This window comes from Hyphobacterium lacteum (assembly GCF_036330345.1).
Classification (GTDB): domain Bacteria; phylum Pseudomonadota; class Alphaproteobacteria; order Caulobacterales; family Maricaulaceae; genus Hyphobacterium; species Hyphobacterium lacteum.
On record NZ_JAZDRP010000004.1, the window covers coordinates 136,600 to 152,745 of the forward strand.

The window sequence follows — 16,146 nt, forward strand, 5'->3', positions numbered from 1 at the left end:
CGCCCGCCGGAATTGGGCTGGAGCCTTCCCTATCCTTGGTGTCTGGTCAAGAAACTCTGTCGGTTATCCGAACAGGCCGGCACCGCGCGGCGGATCAGCGTTCCGGTGGATGTGAGCGCCCAGTATCAAGCCGAATCCAAAGAGTACCGCCATCATCACCGTACCCCCGTAGGAAATCAGCGGCAGCGGCACACCGACCACCGGCAACATGCCGGTGACCATGCCGACATTGATGAAGACATAGAGGGCAAAAGTGGTAGCAATTCCCATCACCATCAGGCGCAGGAAAACCGACTTGCACGACGCGGCGATGGCCACTGCATTGGCCAGCACCAGAGCATAGAGCGCCAGAACGGCAAGCCCGCCAACCAGGCCGAATTCCTCTCCCAGAATCGTGAAGATGAAGTCGGTCTGCTTTTCCGGAAGGAAGTTAAGCTGGGTTTGCGTGCCTTGCACGAATCCCCTGCCCGTCAGCCCTCCCGAGCCCAGCGCGATCTTCGACTGGATGATGTGATAGCCCGCCCCCTGGGGGTCGGCCTCCGGATTGAGGAAAGTCAGGATGCGCTGACGCTGATAGTCGGCGATACCGAAATTGAGGAAGCCGATAACCCCCGCAAAACCAGCCACGCCGCCGGCAATAATGATTTTCCAGCTCAGGCCGGACAGGAAAACGATCGCGCCGCCGGTGACGGCGACCAGAACGGCCGTTCCGAGGTCCGGCTGGTGCAGGATCAGGGCCACTGGTGCACCGATCAGAAAGGCCGGCACCAACAGGCCGTAAGGCGAGTTCACCTTGTCCGGCGGCAGATCATGGTAGAAACGCGCCAGTGCAAGCACCTGCGCGATCTTCATGATCTCGGAGGGCTGCATGCGGATCGGCCCGACGTCCAGCCAGCGTTGTGCACCATTGATGGTGACCCCGAACAGCTCGACGCCAACCAGCAAGGCTAATGCTCCGAAATAGATCGGATAGGCCATGCCCATCCAGAAGCGCGGCGGAAACAGCGCAATCGACAACATTACGGTAATGCCGATGCTGAATCGGACAAGATGCCGGCTGGCCCAGGGATTCCACTGCCCCTCGGCAGCGGAATAGAGCATCGCCACACCGACACCGCCCAGAAGCAGAAGCAGGAGAACGACACTCCAGTTCAGCTCGAACAGCTTTTCCTGGAAGGTACGGGGGACGGTTTCACGGAAGACGGCCATCAGGTGGGGCTGCTCCCGCTTTCCATTGCCACAAACGGGCCGGCCGACGCCGGATCACGCTCGATCAGCAGGCGCAGGATATCCCGCGCCGGGCGGGCCGCGGCCCGGGAGCCGCCGCCGCCATGTTCCACGACAGTGGCCACGGCATAGCGCGGGCGATCCGCCGGCGCATAACAGATGAACATGCCGTGATCCCGCAAGCGCCAGGGCAGCTCGTTCTGGGTGCGGACACCGGCTTCGCGTTCCTCGGCCGTGATCGAATAAACCTGGGCGGTGCCGGTCTTGCCGGCCATTTCCACTCCGTCGACCCCGAGCCCGCCAAGCGTGTAATAGGACGTTCCGCCCGGCTCGTGCACGACGGCGCGCAATCCGTCCCTGACCAGCGCCATATGCGCATCATTGATCGCCAGCGGTTCACCGCGATCGACCGGCTGGTCCTGGTAGAGCCGCGGAGAGACCGAGCGGCCGGATGCCAGCCGGGCCGTCATGATCGCCATCTGCAGCGGCGAAGTCAGCATGAAGCCCTGCCCGATGGCGGTGATCAGCGTCTCGCCCTGCGCCCAGGGCTGACCGTAGCGCGACAACTTCCATTGCGGGTCCGGAACAATGCCGCGGGAGACACCGGCGAGACCGATTTCCGGCGCGCTGCCCAGGCCAAAACGGCGGGCCGCCTGTGCAATCCTTTCAATGCCCAGCCGCTGGGCAATCTCGTAGAAATAGACGTCGCAAGACGTCTTGACCGCATCGCGCAGATTGACGCGGCCATGACCTTCGCGGCGCCAGCAGTGAAACTCCCGGTCGCCAAAGGGAATACTGCCGCGGCAGGTGAAGCGCTCCTCCGGGCGGACCACACCCGCTTCCAGCGCAGCCAGTGCTACAACCGCCTTGAAGGTCGATGCCGGCGGATAGGTGCCTTGCAGCGCCTTATTGTAGAGCGGCCGGTATTCATTCTGATTCAATGCGTTGAAATCTGTCTGCGAGATGCCAGTCACAAACTGGTTGGGGTCGAAGCCCGGCGTGGAAACCAGCGCCAGCAAATCTCCGTTCTCGACATCCATGGCGACGGCGGCCGCGCTTTCTCCGGCGAGGCGTTCATGGGCGAAACGCTGGACTTCAGCGTCGATCGTCAGGCGCACATCCTCACCCGGAGTGGCGGGGATGGACTGATCCGGCAATTCGCGGATGACCCGTCCGAAGGCGTTGACCTCGACCTTCAGTGAACCGCGTTCTCCACGCAGCGTATCTTCGCGTGCTGCTTCGGCACCAGTCCGGCCGATGCGGAAGCCGGGATGACGCAACAGCGGATCATCGCCCGCCACAGATTCCGGTGCAGGCTGCACATAGCCGAGGATATGCGCGAAAGACGAACCGGACGGATAGTCCCTGATTTCAACGACTTCCGGGATAATGCCGGGCAATTCCGGAGTCTCGAGATTGATCGCTGCAAAGCTGCGCCAGTCGAGGTCCTCACGAATGGTGACCGGGCGGAAAGACGGGGAGCGCTGTACATTGCGCAGGATACGGTCGCGCTGCTCGGGCGTGATGTCGATGACGCGGCCCAGCCGGTCGAGCGCTTCCTCTGCATTGCCGGCCTGTTCAGGGATCATCACCACGCGATAGCTGTCCCGATTATCCGCCACCGGCACGCCAAAACGGTCAAGGATGCGCCCGCGCGACGGCGGCGTCAGAAGGAAATTGAACTGATTGTCTTCCGACAACAGGCGGTAGCGCTCGGTATCAATCACCTGCAGCTGGTGCAGGCGGGCGGCGAGCGCCGTGAAAACCAGCGCACCGCCACCCCCCATCATCAGGGCCCGGCGGGTAAATTTGAGCTGCTGTTCCTGGAGATCGGCTTTCATGGCGTCACGACCCGAAAGCGCCGCGCGGACGGCGGCGAATGAACAGGAGCGCAATCAGCGGGAACATCAATGCCGAAGCGACAGATTCGATTAGCAGAGGCCGCACGGGTGCCATCTGTCCGATCACCAGGCTGCCAGCACCCCAGGCGATGGGCACAGCGATGATCAGCGTGACCAGGAAGCGGATCCAGACCGGCCCGATTTCCCGCGTCGGACCTTCCTCCTCGCGGCTGCGGGTTATGGTCATCGCCGACAGATAGGCCAGCGCCCAGATCCCCATGACGCCACCGCTCAGAACGTCCTGCAGGAGGCCGACGACAAAGATCACGATGGGCGGAATGAAACGCGGCCGCACGGTCGACCAGATAAACAGCGTGATCAGCGGCAGCATGGGCATCAGGTCCGGCCCGCCGGCGATCCGCAATGGCGCGGCATAAAAAGCCAGCGATCCCATCAGGCTGATGACGGCCCAGGCAATCAGCCCAAAGGGCGGACGGGTCTCGATCGGCGGCCTCATTGACCGGCCTCCGCTGTCTGCTCCTCGTCACCATCAGGCTGAGTGTCCTCGACGGCTTCGGTTTCTGTCACAGGCGGCGGGATGGGTGTGAACGGAAAAACCCAGACAAAATCGATCGGCGCCTGATCAGAGAACAGACGGACCCGCCAGCGGCCCTGACGGTCGCGTTGGGCCAGGCCCACAGGCAGGCCGCGCGGCATACGGCCATCATCGCCGGATGTGACAATGCGGTCGCCATCCTGGAGGTCGGCGTCGCGGGTCAGGAATTCCAGCCGCGGATAGGCCGTGTTGTCGCCCACAAGGACGGCACGCGCATTGGAGCGGTCAGCCATGACGGGAATACGGCTATTGAGGTCAGTCAGCATCAGAACGCGTGAAGAGACCTGGCCCGTCTCCACCACCCGGCCAATCATTCCATAGACGTTGAGGACCGGATCACCATCCTCGACACCGCTACGCGCGCCAGCCCCGATCAGCCGCGATTGCACAAATGGCCCGTCACTGTCGCCCAGCGTCCAGGCGCCGATGCGCTCTTCCATGGCCTGAGATTCTACATTCAGCGCCTGCTCGTAGACTTCACGCTGGTCGCGGAGTTGCAAGGCAAGGTCACGCCAATAGCGTGTCTCGTCCAGTCGGCGGCGAAGCTCGGCATTCTCCTCGGCGAGACGCCCCTGGTTCCGCCAATAAGGCTCGATATTCCCGACCGCCCGCACCGGCGCAGCGGCGAGGTCCAGCAAAGGAGCGGACAAATCGGTAATCGTTGTGCGGATACCGGACAGAAGCGGGGGCCGTGATTGCGGCCGGTCAAACGCGATCAGGATGATGGACAAAAGGAAGAGCGCGACCGTGAATGTCCGCGAGAAACGGACATCGTCATCATTTCGCCTGGAGGATCCACCGATCGCCAAGGCGATGCTCCTTTTGCCAATAAACGAGGATTAAACTGCCTCGGACAGGATAGGCCGCCAAGTCCTAAGGTTTTCTACCGCCTTGCCGCAGCCCATCACAACACAGGAGAGGGGCTCGTCAGCGAGGCTGACGGGAAGGCCGGTCCGCTCGCGCAGCTCGGTGTCGAGATTGCGCAGCAACGCGCCACCACCGGTGAGCACAATGCCCTTGTCGACAATGTCGGCCGCCAGTTCCGGCGGTGTGGCTTCCAGCGCCTGCTTGACGGCTTCGACAATTTGCTCGACCGGCTCGGACAGGCTGTCGGCGATCATGGCTTCGGTGACGGCGATCTCGCGCGGCACGCCATTCATCAGATCGCGGCCCTTGATCTCCAGCGACAGGCCTTCGCCCTTGGGCGGGGGCATTGCGGAACCGATTTCCTTCTTGATCCGCTCGGCAGAGGTTTCACCAATCAAAAGGTTCGCGGAGCGGCGAATATAATTGATGATCGCCTCATCCATTTTGTCACCGCCGACGCGGACCGAACGCGAATAGACGATGCCCGACAGCGACATGACCGCAACTTCCGTGGTGCCGCCGCCAATATCCACGATCATCGAACCGGTGGGCTCGTCGATCGGCAGGCCGGCACCAACTGCCGCGGCCATCGGCTCGTCAATCAGATAGACTTTGCGGGCGCCGGCAAGGCGCGCGGATTCGTGAATGGCCCGGCGCTCAACCGCTGTGGCGCCCGACGGCACGCAGATCACGACCTGCGGCGAAACAAAGCTCTGCCGGTTATGCACCTTGCGCACGAAGTAGCGGATCATTTCCTCGGCGACATCGAAGTCGGCGATCACGCCATCGCGCATCGGGCGGATCGCCTCGACATTGCCCGGCGTCTTGCCCAGCATCATCTTGGCTTCGGCGCCGACGGCCTGGACATGCTTGCGGCCCTTCTCGACCTTGTAGGCCACAACGGAAGGTTCATTCAGCACCACACCCCTGCCCTTCACATAGACCAGCGTATTGGCCGTTCCGAGATCGATGGCGATGTCAGCTGAAAGAAGTCCGAAGACACTGTTGAACATGGGCGCGCGTTCGTTTCTTGGATCGCCTCACAGGCGATCTGGTTATCCTGAAATACCCTTGTGCGATGCTGCAGCGCGGAATGCAAGCGCAGCGTTGCAGAAGGGGTTCACGACTTGTCTTCGTGTTCCTCGGGCACTGGCAGGCGGCGGCGTGCCGCAAGCATGATCACCAGCCAGATGATCAGCGCTGCCACCAGCAATCCGCCAGCCATGAGCAAATTCTCGCCTGTCAGGAGAGTCAGCAGGCTCTGGCCGGTCAGGCCAACCACCAGGATTTTCGGTGCCGTGCCCAGCGCTGCGCCGGCAATGAAGGCCCAGAAGGGCGTTCTGGAGGCGCCAAACGCCATGTTCACCACAATGAACGGTCCGGATGGCACGATCCGGACCAGCGCGCTGGCCATCAGCCCGTTACGGCCGACGAATTCGGCAGCGCGGTTCATCCAGTCGCCGCCGAAGCGCTGGAGGAGTTTTGCGCCAAAGCTGCGGCCCATCCAGAAATTCACGGTGCAGGAACACAGGGTGGCAATCCACGAATAGGCAAAACCATAGACCGGGCCGAAGGCAACCATGGTGGCCGCCATCAACACGAATTGCGGCGCGCCGAACAGGGACATCAGCACATAGATCAGAATGGTCAGTGGCAGCGCGTACCACTGGCTGGCGGCTGCCGCGAAGACCTCTCCGAGATCATCGGCGCTGGCATCCAGGAACAGCTTTCCGAAGACGAAAACCATCGCCACCGAGGCGAGCAGCATGATCGATACCATGGCCGCGCGCTGGGCGCGGGCGTCCATGTTCAGAATGAATTCGATAATGCGTTTCATGGCTCAGGGCCCAGCGGTTTCGTTGCGCCCCCATATCATGCCGGAAAGTCTAATCAATCTTTCTCGCCACGCAGGCGCGCATCCGGGTCGCGTTCGCCGGCTGCAATACGCGCCAGCTTGGAACGCTGCCGGGCCAGAACAGCCAGCTGCTGATCCAGCACTTTGAGGATTTCGCGCGCCTCCTGCTCATCGATCTCGCCGGGCGAACGCTCGGTTTCGCTAAGCGAATCCATAAGGGCGGCGATATTGCGCGCATGTTTCTGGCTGGCCTCTCCGGCAAGCGCCAGCCAGTTGTCGTCCTCGGATTCTTCCAGCGGCATGAAGATGCCGCCCGCCAGATAGGCCAGATCCTTGGCCGCGGCCGTCGCCCCGGTCGCTTCCGTCAGGCGGGCGACACGCGAATAGGAGATCTCGTTGGTGGCATCGGGATCGGCCAACGCATAGACGCGGGTACGGGACAATTCCAGCATATCCATAACGGCGGGTACGCCGCCCGCTTCTTCGAAAAGAGCCGCAACGACCGATTTCGGATCACCGTATGGACGTTCCTTGACGGGCTTGAAAGCCATGCGACTCGCGCTCCTGCCTCATATTGCACTGCGGCAAACCTAGCCGAATTGCTCAGGGTCGCAAGTTAACCGTGCTATTCTTCGCTGCTTGCCGTCGGCGGCGTGTTTACCGTTCCCGTGTCCAGCACATACCGCCAGCCCTCCGGCGTCAGCCGCCAGACCGAAGTGTAATCCCCGGTGGCGACCGGATCGGCGTTGCGATCTCCGTCCGGATAATAGCTCCAGTCGCCATAGGTCACAGCGAAATCGCCCGCCTCACCGGCATAGCCGCCGCGCGGCTCCCAGTGCAGCAGGCCGGACGCATTGGCCCGCGATTGCAGGATAGCTTCGCGTCCCACAACATCGTCAGAATTGGCCTGGATCAGGCGCGCATCCTCGGCGGCGTAATAGTGAAATGCCGCAGCGATACCGTGTTCAGCCGCATGGGCCGCAAAATCGCGATCTGTTTGCATAGCCGCCTCGATGGCGGTGTCGGCATTCTGCATGTTGGCCAGAGCCAGAAGGCCTGCGGCAAAAGAAACGAATGACATGGCAGTCCCCTCTTCAGGATGAACCGAGTATCGGGCTGCTCAGCCGATCCGTGAAATCACATCTTCGGTATCGATCTGACCATTCTGCAAGGTGATGCGCGGCCAGTCGGTCATCCGGTTGCGGAACCAGGTCAGTTGACGCTTGGCATAGCGGCGGCTGTCCTGTTTGGCGCGGGCGATGGCATCTTCCAGCTTGATCAGACATTGCGAAGCCGCAATCAGTGGCGGCACACCAATCGCCTTCATCGACGGCAGGGAGGCTTCCAGCCCGCGTGCCGCCAGCGCCCGGGCCTCGTCCAGCGCACCTGCCGCCATCATCGCATCAAAGCGCTGTTCGATACGCTCGTAGAGAAGGTCACGGTCAAGATCGATGACGAGACCGGTCCAATCGCTTGCCGCCAGCATAGGCCGGGTCTCACTCTGGAATTCGGAAATCGGGCGCCCGGTCTCGATCCCGATCTCCACAATCCGGCGCAGGCGCTGATTATCGTTAGGCTTGATCTTCGCTGTCGCTTCAGGGTCGTGTTGATCTGCCGCAATGCGCAGGGCATCGCCGCCATCCGCCTCAACGGCATCGGCTTTCGCGCGGGTGGCGGGCGAGATTTCCGGCATCACCGCCAGACCCTGTGTCAGGGCTTCGAAATAAAGCCCCGTGCCGCCCACAATTATCGGGCGATTTCCTCGCGCGCGGATGTCCGCGATCGCATCCATCGCGGCGCGCGCCCACCAGCCCGTGGAAGCGCGCTCGCCAGCGTCAAGCACACCGAAGAGATGATGGGGAATGCCGGCCTGCTCATCCTCGCCCGGGCGGGCCGAGAGGATTTTCAGATCAGCATAGATCTGCATGGAATCGGCATTGATGATCTCGCCGTCCAGCACCCGGGCGAGCGCGATGGACAGGCCGGTCTTGCCGGAGGCCGTCGGTCCGGCCAGCAGGATGACAGGCTTGGGCGCCGAACTCACCGGCGGATCGACTGGAAGACGAACTGGCCGCCGCGATTCAGCTGGAACAGGGCGACTTCCCCATCCTCATAACCGTTCAACAATTCGACCGCCGATGCCAGATCCTCGACGCGCGTATAGGCAATTTCCTCGATGACATCGCCGGCGCGGGCCTTGCCGGCAGCATCGCTGAGCGGATCAACCGCGACGATCAGCACGCCTTCGGCATCCGGATGAACACGGTAGCGGCGGCGGGAAGCCGGGTTCAGTTCGGCCAGGGTGAGGCCGAAAATCTGGTCTTCCACGACTTCGCTGGATGTTTCCGCGGGCCGGGCGGGTCCATCCGGACGCTCCTCGGCCAGACGGGCGATCGTCGCGGTCAGGGTCAGCGGCTCGCCACGGCGCAGGATCTCGATGCGTACCTGCTGGCCGACTTCGGATTCGGCTGCAAGGCGCGAGAGAACGCGGTCATCGGCGATCTCGAACGTATCGAAAGTCAGAACGATATCGCCGACCTGCAGTCCGGCTTGCGCCGCCGGTCCACCGGCGACAATGCTGCGGACAATGGCACCGCGCGGGCGGGACATGCCGATGCTCTCGGCCATCTCGGAGGTGACGCGCTGGGCGGACACGCCCAGATAGCCACGGCGGGTCTCGCCATATTCAATCAGCTGACCGACCACGCGCTCGGCAATGGTCGAGGGAATAGAGAAGCTGATACCGACACTGGCCCCCGTTGGCGAATAGATCAGCGTGTTGATGCCGATGACATCGCCGTCGAGATTGAAGAGCGGGCCTCCGGAATTGCCTGTATTGATAGACACATCGGACTGGATGTAATCATCATAACGACCGCCGACATCGCGGCCACGCGCGGAGATGACGCCTGCGGTCAGAGACCCGCCAAAGCCGAACGGATTGCCGATCGCGATCACCCAGTCGCCGACGCGCGCGGCATCGGAATCGCCGAAAGCTACCGCCGGAAAATTCTCCGAAGTCGAAAGAATGCGCAGGACGGCCAGATCGGTGACCGGGTCGCGCCCGACCAGTTCGGCTGGCAGGGTACGGCCATCGGTCAGCGTCACCTCGATCTCGTCGGCATCCTCGATGACGTGATTATTGGTGACGACGATACCGGAGGGATCAATGATGAAGCCGGATCCCAGCGAGTTGGCGATCCGCGGGGCGTCACCAAAAAACTCGTTGAAGCGTTCCAGCGGCGAACCTTCCGGAAAGTCGGGCAGATTGCCACCTTCATCGCCGATGCGCTGGGCCGTGGAGATATTGACGACCGCCGGCGACAGGCGATCGTTCAGATCGGCAAACCCTTCTGTCGGGAAATGCTGGGCATGGGCCCCGGCCGCCACAACAAGGATCAGCGAAATCACTGCCAGTACGCGCATTTTGGTCTCCGAATGGTCCGGCACCAGTCATGCCGCGAAGTGCCGGTCAGGGCAAGCTGACTGACGAATTCGTCAACAATATGAGCGATGCGTCAGGTGAGGAAACTCTGGGCCAGCGCCACAATCGCCACGCCGAGTGCAAGAGCGAAGAGCCCGGCGAGGCGCAAGGCGCCCGCCGGACTGTTCAGAACTTCCGCCATCATGCGTTTCATCGCGCCGGGCGCGGCGGCATAGGCCAGGCCTTCAACCGCCAGCGCCAGGCCGATACCCAGCAGGATATAGCCGAGCATTAGTTGCCCGTATTATTTCCGCGCTCGGCACCGAAATACTCGAAGAATTCCGAGTCCGGCGGGATGACGATCGGCGTGCCGTTCTGGATCGCCGCTTCATAGGCCAGCATGGAGCGATAGAAGGCGAAGAACTCCGTATCGCGGTTGTAGGCCTCAGCATAGATGGCATTCCGCTGGGCATCACCGGCACCCCGGATGCGCTGGGCTTCAGCGCGGGCTTCAGCCCGGATGATCGCAGCATCGCGATCGGCTTCAGCACGGATTTCCTGAGCGACCTGCTCACCCTCAGCGCGGATACCTGCGGCTTCCTGCTCACGCTCGGAGCGCATCCGCTGGAAGACCCGCTCGGCAATTGTCGGCGGCAGGTCAGCCCGCAGGATTCGGACGTCGATTACCTCAATGCCTAGATCCTGGGTCGCGACCTGCGCCTCCACAGCGGCCTGGACCCGGTCCATCAAAGCGGACCGCTGACCCGAGATCACGTCCTGGGACGGGATCGACGCGATCACACCGCGCAAGCTGTCATTCATGATCGAGCGCAGACGCCCGCGGGCTCCCGACTCGTCACGAACCGTCTGATAGAAGCGCAACGGGTTGTTGATGCGGTAGCGCAGGAATGCATCCACCACCAGGCGTTCCTGGTCGGCGGCCTGGATTTCCTCCGGCTGCATGTCGAACTCGATATTGCGCCGGTCGAAATAAAGGACCTGCGTTATGAACGGCATCTTGAAATGAAGGCCGGCCTGATCCTCGCCAACGCGGTTGATCACATTGATCGGATTACCGAATTGCAGGATCAGTGCGCTCTGGCGCTCATTCACGGTGAAAAGGCTTTGAGAAAGCACAATCGCGCCACCAACACCGATGATGATGACAAGGGTTGAAAGAATACGTCCCATTACTGGCCTCCCTGCCCGCGATTGCGGCCGAGTTGGTCAAGCGGAAGATAGGGCACCGCATTTCCTTCCTGGTCGAGAATGATCAGCTCGGAATTTCCGAGGATCCGTTCCATGGTTTCAAGATACATCCGGCGGCGGGTTACTTCCGGCGACAGGGCGTATTCGTCATAGATCGCAACAAAGCGGTCGGCTTCACCCTGGGCTTCGGCAATTACCGAGTCCCGGTAGGCTTGGGCCGATTGGGTAATCTGGGCCGCTTCACCGCGGGCTTCAGGGATGACCCTGTTGGCGTGAGCGGTCGCGTTCAAACGAGCGCGTTCCGCATCCTGAGCCGCCGAATCCACATCGCGGAAAGCGTCGATCACCGATTGCGGCGCCTGCGAGCGTTCCAAATTGACCTGCAGGATCTGAATGCCGGCCTCGTACTCGTCGAGCGTCTGTTGCATCACTTCGCGCGTCCGCTGGGAGACTTCGGCCCGGGCCGTGGTGATAATCGGCACCAGGTCCGATGTGCCGACGACCTCACGCATGGCACTTTCGGCCACGGCACGGACGGCCTCTTCCTGATTGCGGACATTGAAGACAAAGTCAGCGATATTCGCCGTATCAACACGCCACTGAACCTCGAACGCGATATCGACGATATTCTCGTCGCGGGTCAGCATCTGGCTTTCGCCGATATTGTTGGCGCCGATGGAAATGGTGCGGGTCTCGGTGACGTTCGGCAGCTCGACCGTCTCGATCGGCCAGGGCAGTTTGAGGTTCAGGCCCGGCGGTGCGGTGCGCACATATTCGCCAAAACGCATGACCACGCCGACCTGTTCGGGCTGGACCTGGTAGACCGCTCGGCCCGGCCAGATGATCACACCAAAGCCGATGACCAGCGCCACGAGGATGGCGCCGAAAATACCGCCGCCGCTGCCGCCCTTGCCACCGGAACGGCCACCGCCGCCACCGCCGAACATGCCGCGCAAGCCGTCCTGCAGCTTGCCCACCAATTCATCGAGATCCGGGGGTTCCTGACCGTCGCGGCCACCGCCGCCACCGCCATTCTGTCCCCAGGGATTGTTACGGTTTCCACCGCCATTGCCGCCGGAGCCCCAAGGGCCTCCGCCGCCTCCACCTGCATTGTCATTCCAAGGCATAAGGGAGTTTTCCTCCATCAAACGGATATTGGGGGCATATCTGGACGCACTTGCTCCGCACTTCAAGCGGAATGGCTGCGCCGGGAATCCCCCGTTACAGGAAAATCGTGCCTTCCGGGCGGCGAAATTTGACACTTTACGGAAAAGCGTGCCCCGTTCGCAGGCGCTTGCAAGGGGAGCCCGCCATGACAAGAATTGCCGTCGTCCAGGAACCGCCCGTCTATATGGATCTGGCTGCCAGCATGGAGCGGGCGGTCGGACTGGTCGAGAAAGCCGCATCCGAAGGCGCCCAAATGCTGGTCTTCCCCGAGGCCTGGTTTGCGGGATACCCGACCTTTGTCTGGCGGCTGGCCCCGGGGGCCGGCATGGGCAAGACAGACGATTTGTTTGCCGCGATGCAGACCAATGCCGTCAATCTTACCAGGAACGGCTTTGCACCATTGCAGGAAGCCGCACGGGAACACGCCATAGTGATCGTCGCCGGCTATAACGAGATTGATGGCGAGGTTTCCGGTTCCACCCTGTTCAATTCCTGCGTCATCATCGATGCAGATGGCTCCATCGCCAATAATCACCGCAAGCTGATGCCGACCAATCCGGAGCGCATGGTCTGGGGGTTTGGCGACGGTTCGGGCCTGAACGTTGTCGAGACGGCTATTGGCCGGGTTGGCGCCCTGATCTGTTGGGAAAACTACATGCCGCTGGCCCGCTATGCCCTCTACGGGCAGGATATCGATATCTATGTCGCCCCGACCTGGGACAGCGGCGACACATGGATGGCGACGATGCAGCATATTGCCCGCGAAGGCGGCTGCTGGGTGATCGGCTGTGCGACCTCGCTGGAAGTGTCAGACATCCCGACGGACATTCCGCATTTCGACGAGCTGTTTCCGAACAAGGATGAATGGGTCAATCCGGGCGATGCCGTCGTCTACAAGCCGTTCGGCGGTGTGGCCGCCGGGCCCATGCACAGGGAGAAAGGCTTGTTGATCGCCGACATTGATGTCGACGCCGCCCGCGCATCGCGGCGGAAGTTCGATGTCGCCGGGCATTACGCCCGCCCGGACGTGTTTTCCCTCACGGTTGACCGGAGCGCCAAGCGGCCGGTGACGTTCGAAAGCTGACTGGTCAGCAGGTAGCGGCTGGAGCGTAGCGCGTTCCTCCGGTCTAACTTCAACTAAGCCGCGGGCGTCGGTCGAGCTCCTGCCAATTCTGTTCCAGTTGCTGCAACCTTTTGATGGCCTGCGCGGATTCAGGTTTACTCAATTCGCTAGTGCCAGTGACAGATTCTTCAAAAATACTGACCAGCGCTGCCGGGTCAAAGTTGTGTTTGAACTGACCGCACACTTCAAAATTCCAAAGCTGGCCGCGCGGACGAGTCCTCGCCATTCCCGAAAACTGGAATCGCCTATCCGACCAAACAGTGAGTTCGAAACGGATCGTAATTGGGCCGAGCGCATCATAGTCGGCGAAAAACTCGACTTCGGCTTCATCATTCGGATTGTGAAAACCGAACTCAAACCGCTTCGCATGATACCGGATTGCTTTTTGCCGACGTGCGAATGCTGCGTTGAGGTCATTCCAGAATGGATCGCTCAAAGTGCGTCCTGCCGCTCGAGAATTCTGAAGACAAATCCGTGATCAGGCGTCGTCCGTTGAGTACATATGAAGCGTACGATACTGGATCGGAAATCGATCCAGCAGATCGAATAGCTCCTGCTGTTCTCCTGGGTTCAAATCTTCAGGCCTATCAATTTCCAATTCAGAAATGAACTCGTCGACAAAATATCCGAGTTCTTTCAAATGCTTTTCTAATTCGGCCTTAAACGTGTTCCAATCAGAAAAACGGCCTAGGAACCATCCATAACCCCCGGCAATCCCGTTTCCATGGGCCTCAGTTTGGGGGAGCGATCTAAAATGTAACTTTATTGCGAAATTAGCCATTCCAGTCGAGATACTGATGATGCATTTCGAATTAATTAGTCGTACCATTTGCGCAGTCAGCATGGAAGTGAAGTCGCTAGTCTGGATTGCCAATGATTGTATCTGGTCGGGCGCCGCCACCTCGGCGTCTTTCGATTAGAGCCTGGCGCAAGATCAGCTATCTCATCCATTCATGAATCTGCCCCTTATGCACGTCACCGGCTGTTTCCCAAAATGTTTCCTGGCCCGCGATCAAGTTTTGCGAATGCGTGTTATTCGCAAAACATCGAGCGGGCGTTTCTAGTGAGGTCTATGTATAAATTTCCAGGATGCAGCAATCAGCAGAAGGTAATCTCAGAAAAACTCGCATTCAGGGCCGATCAGCCCATTCGACGAATGGATTTTCAATAGTCGGGGATGTAACCGCAATCTGCCAATAGAGCTTTCAGATCTGGATACCAAGAATCGTTCGAACCAAAATATTTTTGACCGGAAAAAACCAGTCCCCACGGGTAGCCAAGCGCGCCATGTCCACCCTCACAATAAGCAATTTCTACTTTCCGCTCGCCAACCTCTGCGACGATCCAGGCCCGGATCGGATTGCTCTCTCCATATTCCCAGAGCAATTCGATCTTGCGTGGCCTAACAAGGCGAGAATCCAACCAATCGCGATGGCTAACGTCGTCGATCTCGGCGATTTGCCGGGCAAGGATATCGGCTATTGCTTCAGTCATTCATTGCTGATGTTGATCGCTCCAACACCTTGAATGTGAATGCGTGATCATCATCCGGCCCTGCCGGATACGCCTCCGAGTGCACTTCCTGCCAGATGTCCGGGTCGAATGGATCGAGGTGGGCATCCCCTTGGGGTTCGGCATCGACCTCGGTCAGATAGATACGGTCGGCCACCTCGCGGGTGGCGGCGTAGATCTGTGCGCCGCCGATGACGCAGACCTCGTCCACATCATCCATGTCGGCGCGCATATGTGCTTCATCAAAGGCCGCGCCCAAATCGCCGACAACAATAGCCCCTTCGGCGAAATAGCCGGGCGAGCGCGTCACCACGATATTCATGCGCTTGGGCAGCGGTTTGAAGGGCAGGCTTTCCCAGGTCTTGCGGCCCATGATGACCGGCTTGCCCAGCGTGTTTTTCTTGAACAGCTGCAGATCGGTCTTCAGCCGCCAGGGCAAATCACCATTGACGCCGATGACGCCATTCTTTGCGGCCGCGACGACCAGGCTTATGCGGGCCATCAATTGATCGCCATTCTATAGATATAGGCGTCATCCACATACTGCCCATTGAAGGTGTTGCGCGATGTTCGGACGCCCCCGATCCCGTCTACCCGGATCAATTTACTGAGCGCATGGATGATGGGCTTGTGTCGGTCCAGAAGACGGATGTCGCCAATGTCGAAGTCCTGGACATCACGATTGATCAGTTTTGAAAGTTCCAGCAAAAACGCCTTGCGCTCCTGATCGTCCCGATGCGGCACGACGATATATTTCCAGCCTTGGGAATCGCCCTCGTACAGCCAGAAGGCGGCATCGAACCCGATGTTCGAGCGATCCATCGCATGGGCAAGCTTCTTGCCGACTTCGATTTCGCTCACTGCCAGTGACTCTTTATCCATTCCAAAATCCCGTCGTCACCGTCGATTGCCTCAACAAGGTCTGTGGCTTCGGACTCGTTCGTGGTCTGATACCGGCTCGCCTCTGTCCATGCCGACACGATACCCCAATTTGCCGAAAAATTCGCATCTTCTTTGGCCCGCTTCAATTCGTTCGCCAGACCTGCCAGCGATGACAGCTCTGACAAATTGTGCGTGTAAGCCGCTTGCACAAGTCCTTTGTCTGGCAAGGACTCCGCCGCGAACTGCCGGCACAACACGGCTTTCAGCGCACATTCGACCGCATATCCGCCGAGATGATAAGCGTTGGAAAACCGCCGGGCTTCAAGCAGAAATTTCGCGTCGCCTGCATGCAGCAGGGCCAGATCCCGAAACTCCTGAGCAGACGTCGGCATGTTTCACCAGCGAATATCCAATTTCGCCCAG

The 16,146-nt window shown here is 60.4% G+C and carries 19 protein-coding genes; 1 reads left to right on the forward strand and 18 read right to left on the reverse strand.

The window, feature by feature from the left end; all coding sequences use genetic code 11:
- Window positions 1-63: 63 nt before the first annotated feature.
- The 13 genes from rodA to hflK all read right to left on the reverse strand — a co-directional run bounded on the left by rodA (window position 64) and on the right by hflK (window position 12,166).
- A complete protein-coding gene (gene rodA / locus V0U79_RS07790; RefSeq protein ID WP_330198928.1) occupies window positions 64-1,209 on the reverse strand; it encodes a rod shape-determining protein RodA in 1,146 nt (381 codons plus the stop codon).
- Window positions 1,209-3,068, reverse strand: a complete 1,860-nt coding sequence (mrdA, locus tag V0U79_RS07795; RefSeq protein WP_330198929.1) for a penicillin-binding protein 2 — start codon at window positions 3,066-3,068, stop codon at window positions 1,209-1,211. The genes rodA and mrdA overlap by 1 nt, the downstream gene beginning before the upstream one ends.
- Window positions 3,069-3,072: 4 nt before the next feature.
- Entirely contained in the window at window positions 3,073-3,585 is a 513-nt protein-coding gene (mreD, locus tag V0U79_RS07800; RefSeq protein WP_330198930.1) for a rod shape-determining protein MreD, read from the reverse strand.
- Window positions 3,582-4,493, reverse strand: coding sequence for a rod shape-determining protein MreC (gene mreC, locus V0U79_RS07805; protein WP_330198931.1), 912 nt, complete (start codon window positions 4,491-4,493; stop codon window positions 3,582-3,584). Before mreC ends, mreD begins: the two co-directional genes overlap by 4 nt.
- A 30-nt stretch (window positions 4,494-4,523) precedes the next feature.
- On the reverse strand, window positions 4,524-5,564 hold the full coding sequence (locus V0U79_RS07810; RefSeq protein ID WP_330198932.1) for a rod shape-determining protein: 1,041 nt from the start codon (window positions 5,562-5,564) through the stop codon (window positions 4,524-4,526).
- A gap of 107 nt (window positions 5,565-5,671) precedes the next feature.
- Window positions 5,672-6,388, reverse strand: a complete 717-nt coding sequence (locus V0U79_RS07815; RefSeq protein ID WP_330198933.1) for a TVP38/TMEM64 family protein — start codon at window positions 6,386-6,388, stop codon at window positions 5,672-5,674.
- Between the two features lie 53 nt (window positions 6,389-6,441).
- Entirely contained in the window at window positions 6,442-6,957 is a 516-nt protein-coding gene (locus V0U79_RS07820) for a hypothetical protein (protein ID WP_330198934.1), read from the reverse strand.
- A gap of 74 nt (window positions 6,958-7,031) precedes the next feature.
- Complete coding sequence (locus V0U79_RS07825; RefSeq protein ID WP_330198935.1) at window positions 7,032-7,487, reverse strand: YybH family protein; 456 nt, start codon at window positions 7,485-7,487, stop codon at window positions 7,032-7,034.
- Between the two features lie 39 nt (window positions 7,488-7,526).
- Window positions 7,527-8,450 (reverse strand): tRNA (adenosine(37)-N6)-dimethylallyltransferase MiaA, encoded by a 924-nt coding sequence (gene miaA / locus V0U79_RS07830; RefSeq protein WP_330198936.1) that lies wholly within the window; start codon window positions 8,448-8,450, stop codon window positions 7,527-7,529.
- Window positions 8,447-9,832 (reverse strand): Do family serine endopeptidase, encoded by a 1,386-nt coding sequence (locus V0U79_RS07835; protein ID WP_330198937.1) that lies wholly within the window; start codon window positions 9,830-9,832, stop codon window positions 8,447-8,449. The genes miaA and V0U79_RS07835 overlap by 4 nt, the downstream gene beginning before the upstream one ends.
- A 92-nt stretch (window positions 9,833-9,924) precedes the next feature.
- Window positions 9,925-10,122 carry a DUF2065 domain-containing protein gene (locus V0U79_RS07840; RefSeq protein WP_330198938.1) on the reverse strand — a complete coding sequence of 66 codons (198 nt, stop codon included), beginning with the start codon at window positions 10,120-10,122 and terminating at the stop codon, window positions 9,925-9,927.
- Complete coding sequence (gene hflC / locus V0U79_RS07845; protein ID WP_330198939.1) at window positions 10,122-11,021, reverse strand: protease modulator HflC; 900 nt, start codon at window positions 11,019-11,021, stop codon at window positions 10,122-10,124. Before hflC ends, V0U79_RS07840 begins: the two co-directional genes overlap by 1 nt.
- Complete coding sequence (hflK, locus tag V0U79_RS07850; protein ID WP_330198940.1) at window positions 11,021-12,166, reverse strand: FtsH protease activity modulator HflK; 1,146 nt, start codon at window positions 12,164-12,166, stop codon at window positions 11,021-11,023. Before hflK ends, hflC begins: the two co-directional genes overlap by 1 nt.
- A 185-nt stretch (window positions 12,167-12,351) precedes the next feature.
- Between hflK and V0U79_RS07855 the strand changes: the two genes are divergently transcribed.
- Window positions 12,352-13,290: a carbon-nitrogen hydrolase family protein gene (locus V0U79_RS07855; RefSeq protein WP_330198941.1), complete on the forward strand. Its 939-nt coding sequence runs from the start codon at window positions 12,352-12,354 to the stop codon at window positions 13,288-13,290.
- Between the two features lie 49 nt (window positions 13,291-13,339).
- Here the strand turns inward: V0U79_RS07855 and V0U79_RS07860 are convergent, their stop codons facing one another.
- The 5 genes from V0U79_RS07860 to V0U79_RS07880 form a co-directional block, all read right to left on the reverse strand.
- The gene (locus V0U79_RS07860) at window positions 13,340-13,765 is read right to left on the reverse strand and encodes a hypothetical protein (protein ID WP_330198942.1); all 426 of its coding nucleotides are present in this window, start codon (window positions 13,763-13,765) and stop codon (window positions 13,340-13,342) included.
- 728 nt (window positions 13,766-14,493) lie between these two features.
- A complete protein-coding gene (locus tag V0U79_RS07865) occupies window positions 14,494-14,823 on the reverse strand; it encodes a hypothetical protein (RefSeq protein WP_330198943.1) in 330 nt (109 codons plus the stop codon).
- Window positions 14,816-15,343 (reverse strand): dihydrofolate reductase, encoded by a 528-nt coding sequence (locus V0U79_RS07870; RefSeq protein WP_330198944.1) that lies wholly within the window; start codon window positions 15,341-15,343, stop codon window positions 14,816-14,818. The genes V0U79_RS07865 and V0U79_RS07870 overlap by 8 nt, the downstream gene beginning before the upstream one ends.
- Window positions 15,343-15,723 carry a hypothetical protein gene (locus V0U79_RS07875; RefSeq protein ID WP_330198945.1) on the reverse strand — a complete coding sequence of 127 codons (381 nt, stop codon included), beginning with the start codon at window positions 15,721-15,723 and terminating at the stop codon, window positions 15,343-15,345. The genes V0U79_RS07870 and V0U79_RS07875 overlap by 1 nt, the downstream gene beginning before the upstream one ends.
- Window positions 15,699-16,115 carry a HEPN domain-containing protein gene (locus V0U79_RS07880; RefSeq protein ID WP_330198946.1) on the reverse strand — a complete coding sequence of 139 codons (417 nt, stop codon included), beginning with the start codon at window positions 16,113-16,115 and terminating at the stop codon, window positions 15,699-15,701. Before V0U79_RS07880 ends, V0U79_RS07875 begins: the two co-directional genes overlap by 25 nt.
- Window positions 16,116-16,146 lie beyond the last annotated feature (31 nt).

Excerpts from the sequence above, each read along its gene's own strand:
- mrdA (WP_330198929.1), bottom strand. The coding sequence starts at position 3,068 with ATGAAAGCCGATCTCCAGGAACAGCAGCTCAAATTTACCCGCCGGGCC.
- V0U79_RS07815 (WP_330198933.1), bottom strand. The coding sequence starts at position 6,388 with ATGAAACGCATTATCGAATTCATTCTGAACATGGACGCCCGCGCCCAG.
- hflC (WP_330198939.1), bottom strand. The coding sequence starts at position 11,021 with ATGGGACGTATTCTTTCAACCCTTGTCATCATCATCGGTGTTGGTGGC.
- V0U79_RS07880 (WP_330198946.1), bottom strand. The coding sequence starts at position 16,115 with ATGCCGACGTCTGCTCAGGAGTTTCGGGATCTGGCCCTGCTGCATGCA.
- V0U79_RS07865 (WP_330198943.1), bottom strand. The coding sequence starts at position 14,823 with ATGACTGAAGCAATAGCCGATATCCTTGCCCGGCAAATCGCCGAGATC.
- V0U79_RS07810 (WP_330198932.1), bottom strand. The coding sequence starts at position 5,564 with ATGTTCAACAGTGTCTTCGGACTTCTTTCAGCTGACATCGCCATCGAT.
- V0U79_RS07825 (WP_330198935.1), bottom strand. The coding sequence starts at position 7,487 with ATGTCATTCGTTTCTTTTGCCGCAGGCCTTCTGGCTCTGGCCAACATG.
- V0U79_RS07875 (WP_330198945.1), bottom strand. The coding sequence starts at position 15,723 with ATGGATAAAGAGTCACTGGCAGTGAGCGAAATCGAAGTCGGCAAGAAG.
- V0U79_RS07840 (WP_330198938.1), bottom strand. The coding sequence starts at position 10,122 with ATGCTCGGCTATATCCTGCTGGGTATCGGCCTGGCGCTGGCGGTTGAA.
- V0U79_RS07835 (WP_330198937.1), bottom strand. The coding sequence starts at position 9,832 with ATGCGCGTACTGGCAGTGATTTCGCTGATCCTTGTTGTGGCGGCCGGG.
- V0U79_RS07855 (WP_330198941.1), top strand. The coding sequence starts at position 12,352 with ATGACAAGAATTGCCGTCGTCCAGGAACCGCCCGTCTATATGGATCTG.
- hflK (WP_330198940.1), bottom strand. The coding sequence starts at position 12,166 with ATGCCTTGGAATGACAATGCAGGTGGAGGCGGCGGAGGCCCTTGGGGC.
- rodA (WP_330198928.1), bottom strand. The coding sequence starts at position 1,209 with ATGGCCGTCTTCCGTGAAACCGTCCCCCGTACCTTCCAGGAAAAGCTG.
- V0U79_RS07820 (WP_330198934.1), bottom strand. The coding sequence starts at position 6,957 with ATGGCTTTCAAGCCCGTCAAGGAACGTCCATACGGTGATCCGAAATCG.
- mreD (WP_330198930.1), bottom strand. The coding sequence starts at position 3,585 with ATGAGGCCGCCGATCGAGACCCGTCCGCCCTTTGGGCTGATTGCCTGG.
- V0U79_RS07870 (WP_330198944.1), bottom strand. The coding sequence starts at position 15,343 with ATGGCCCGCATAAGCCTGGTCGTCGCGGCCGCAAAGAATGGCGTCATC.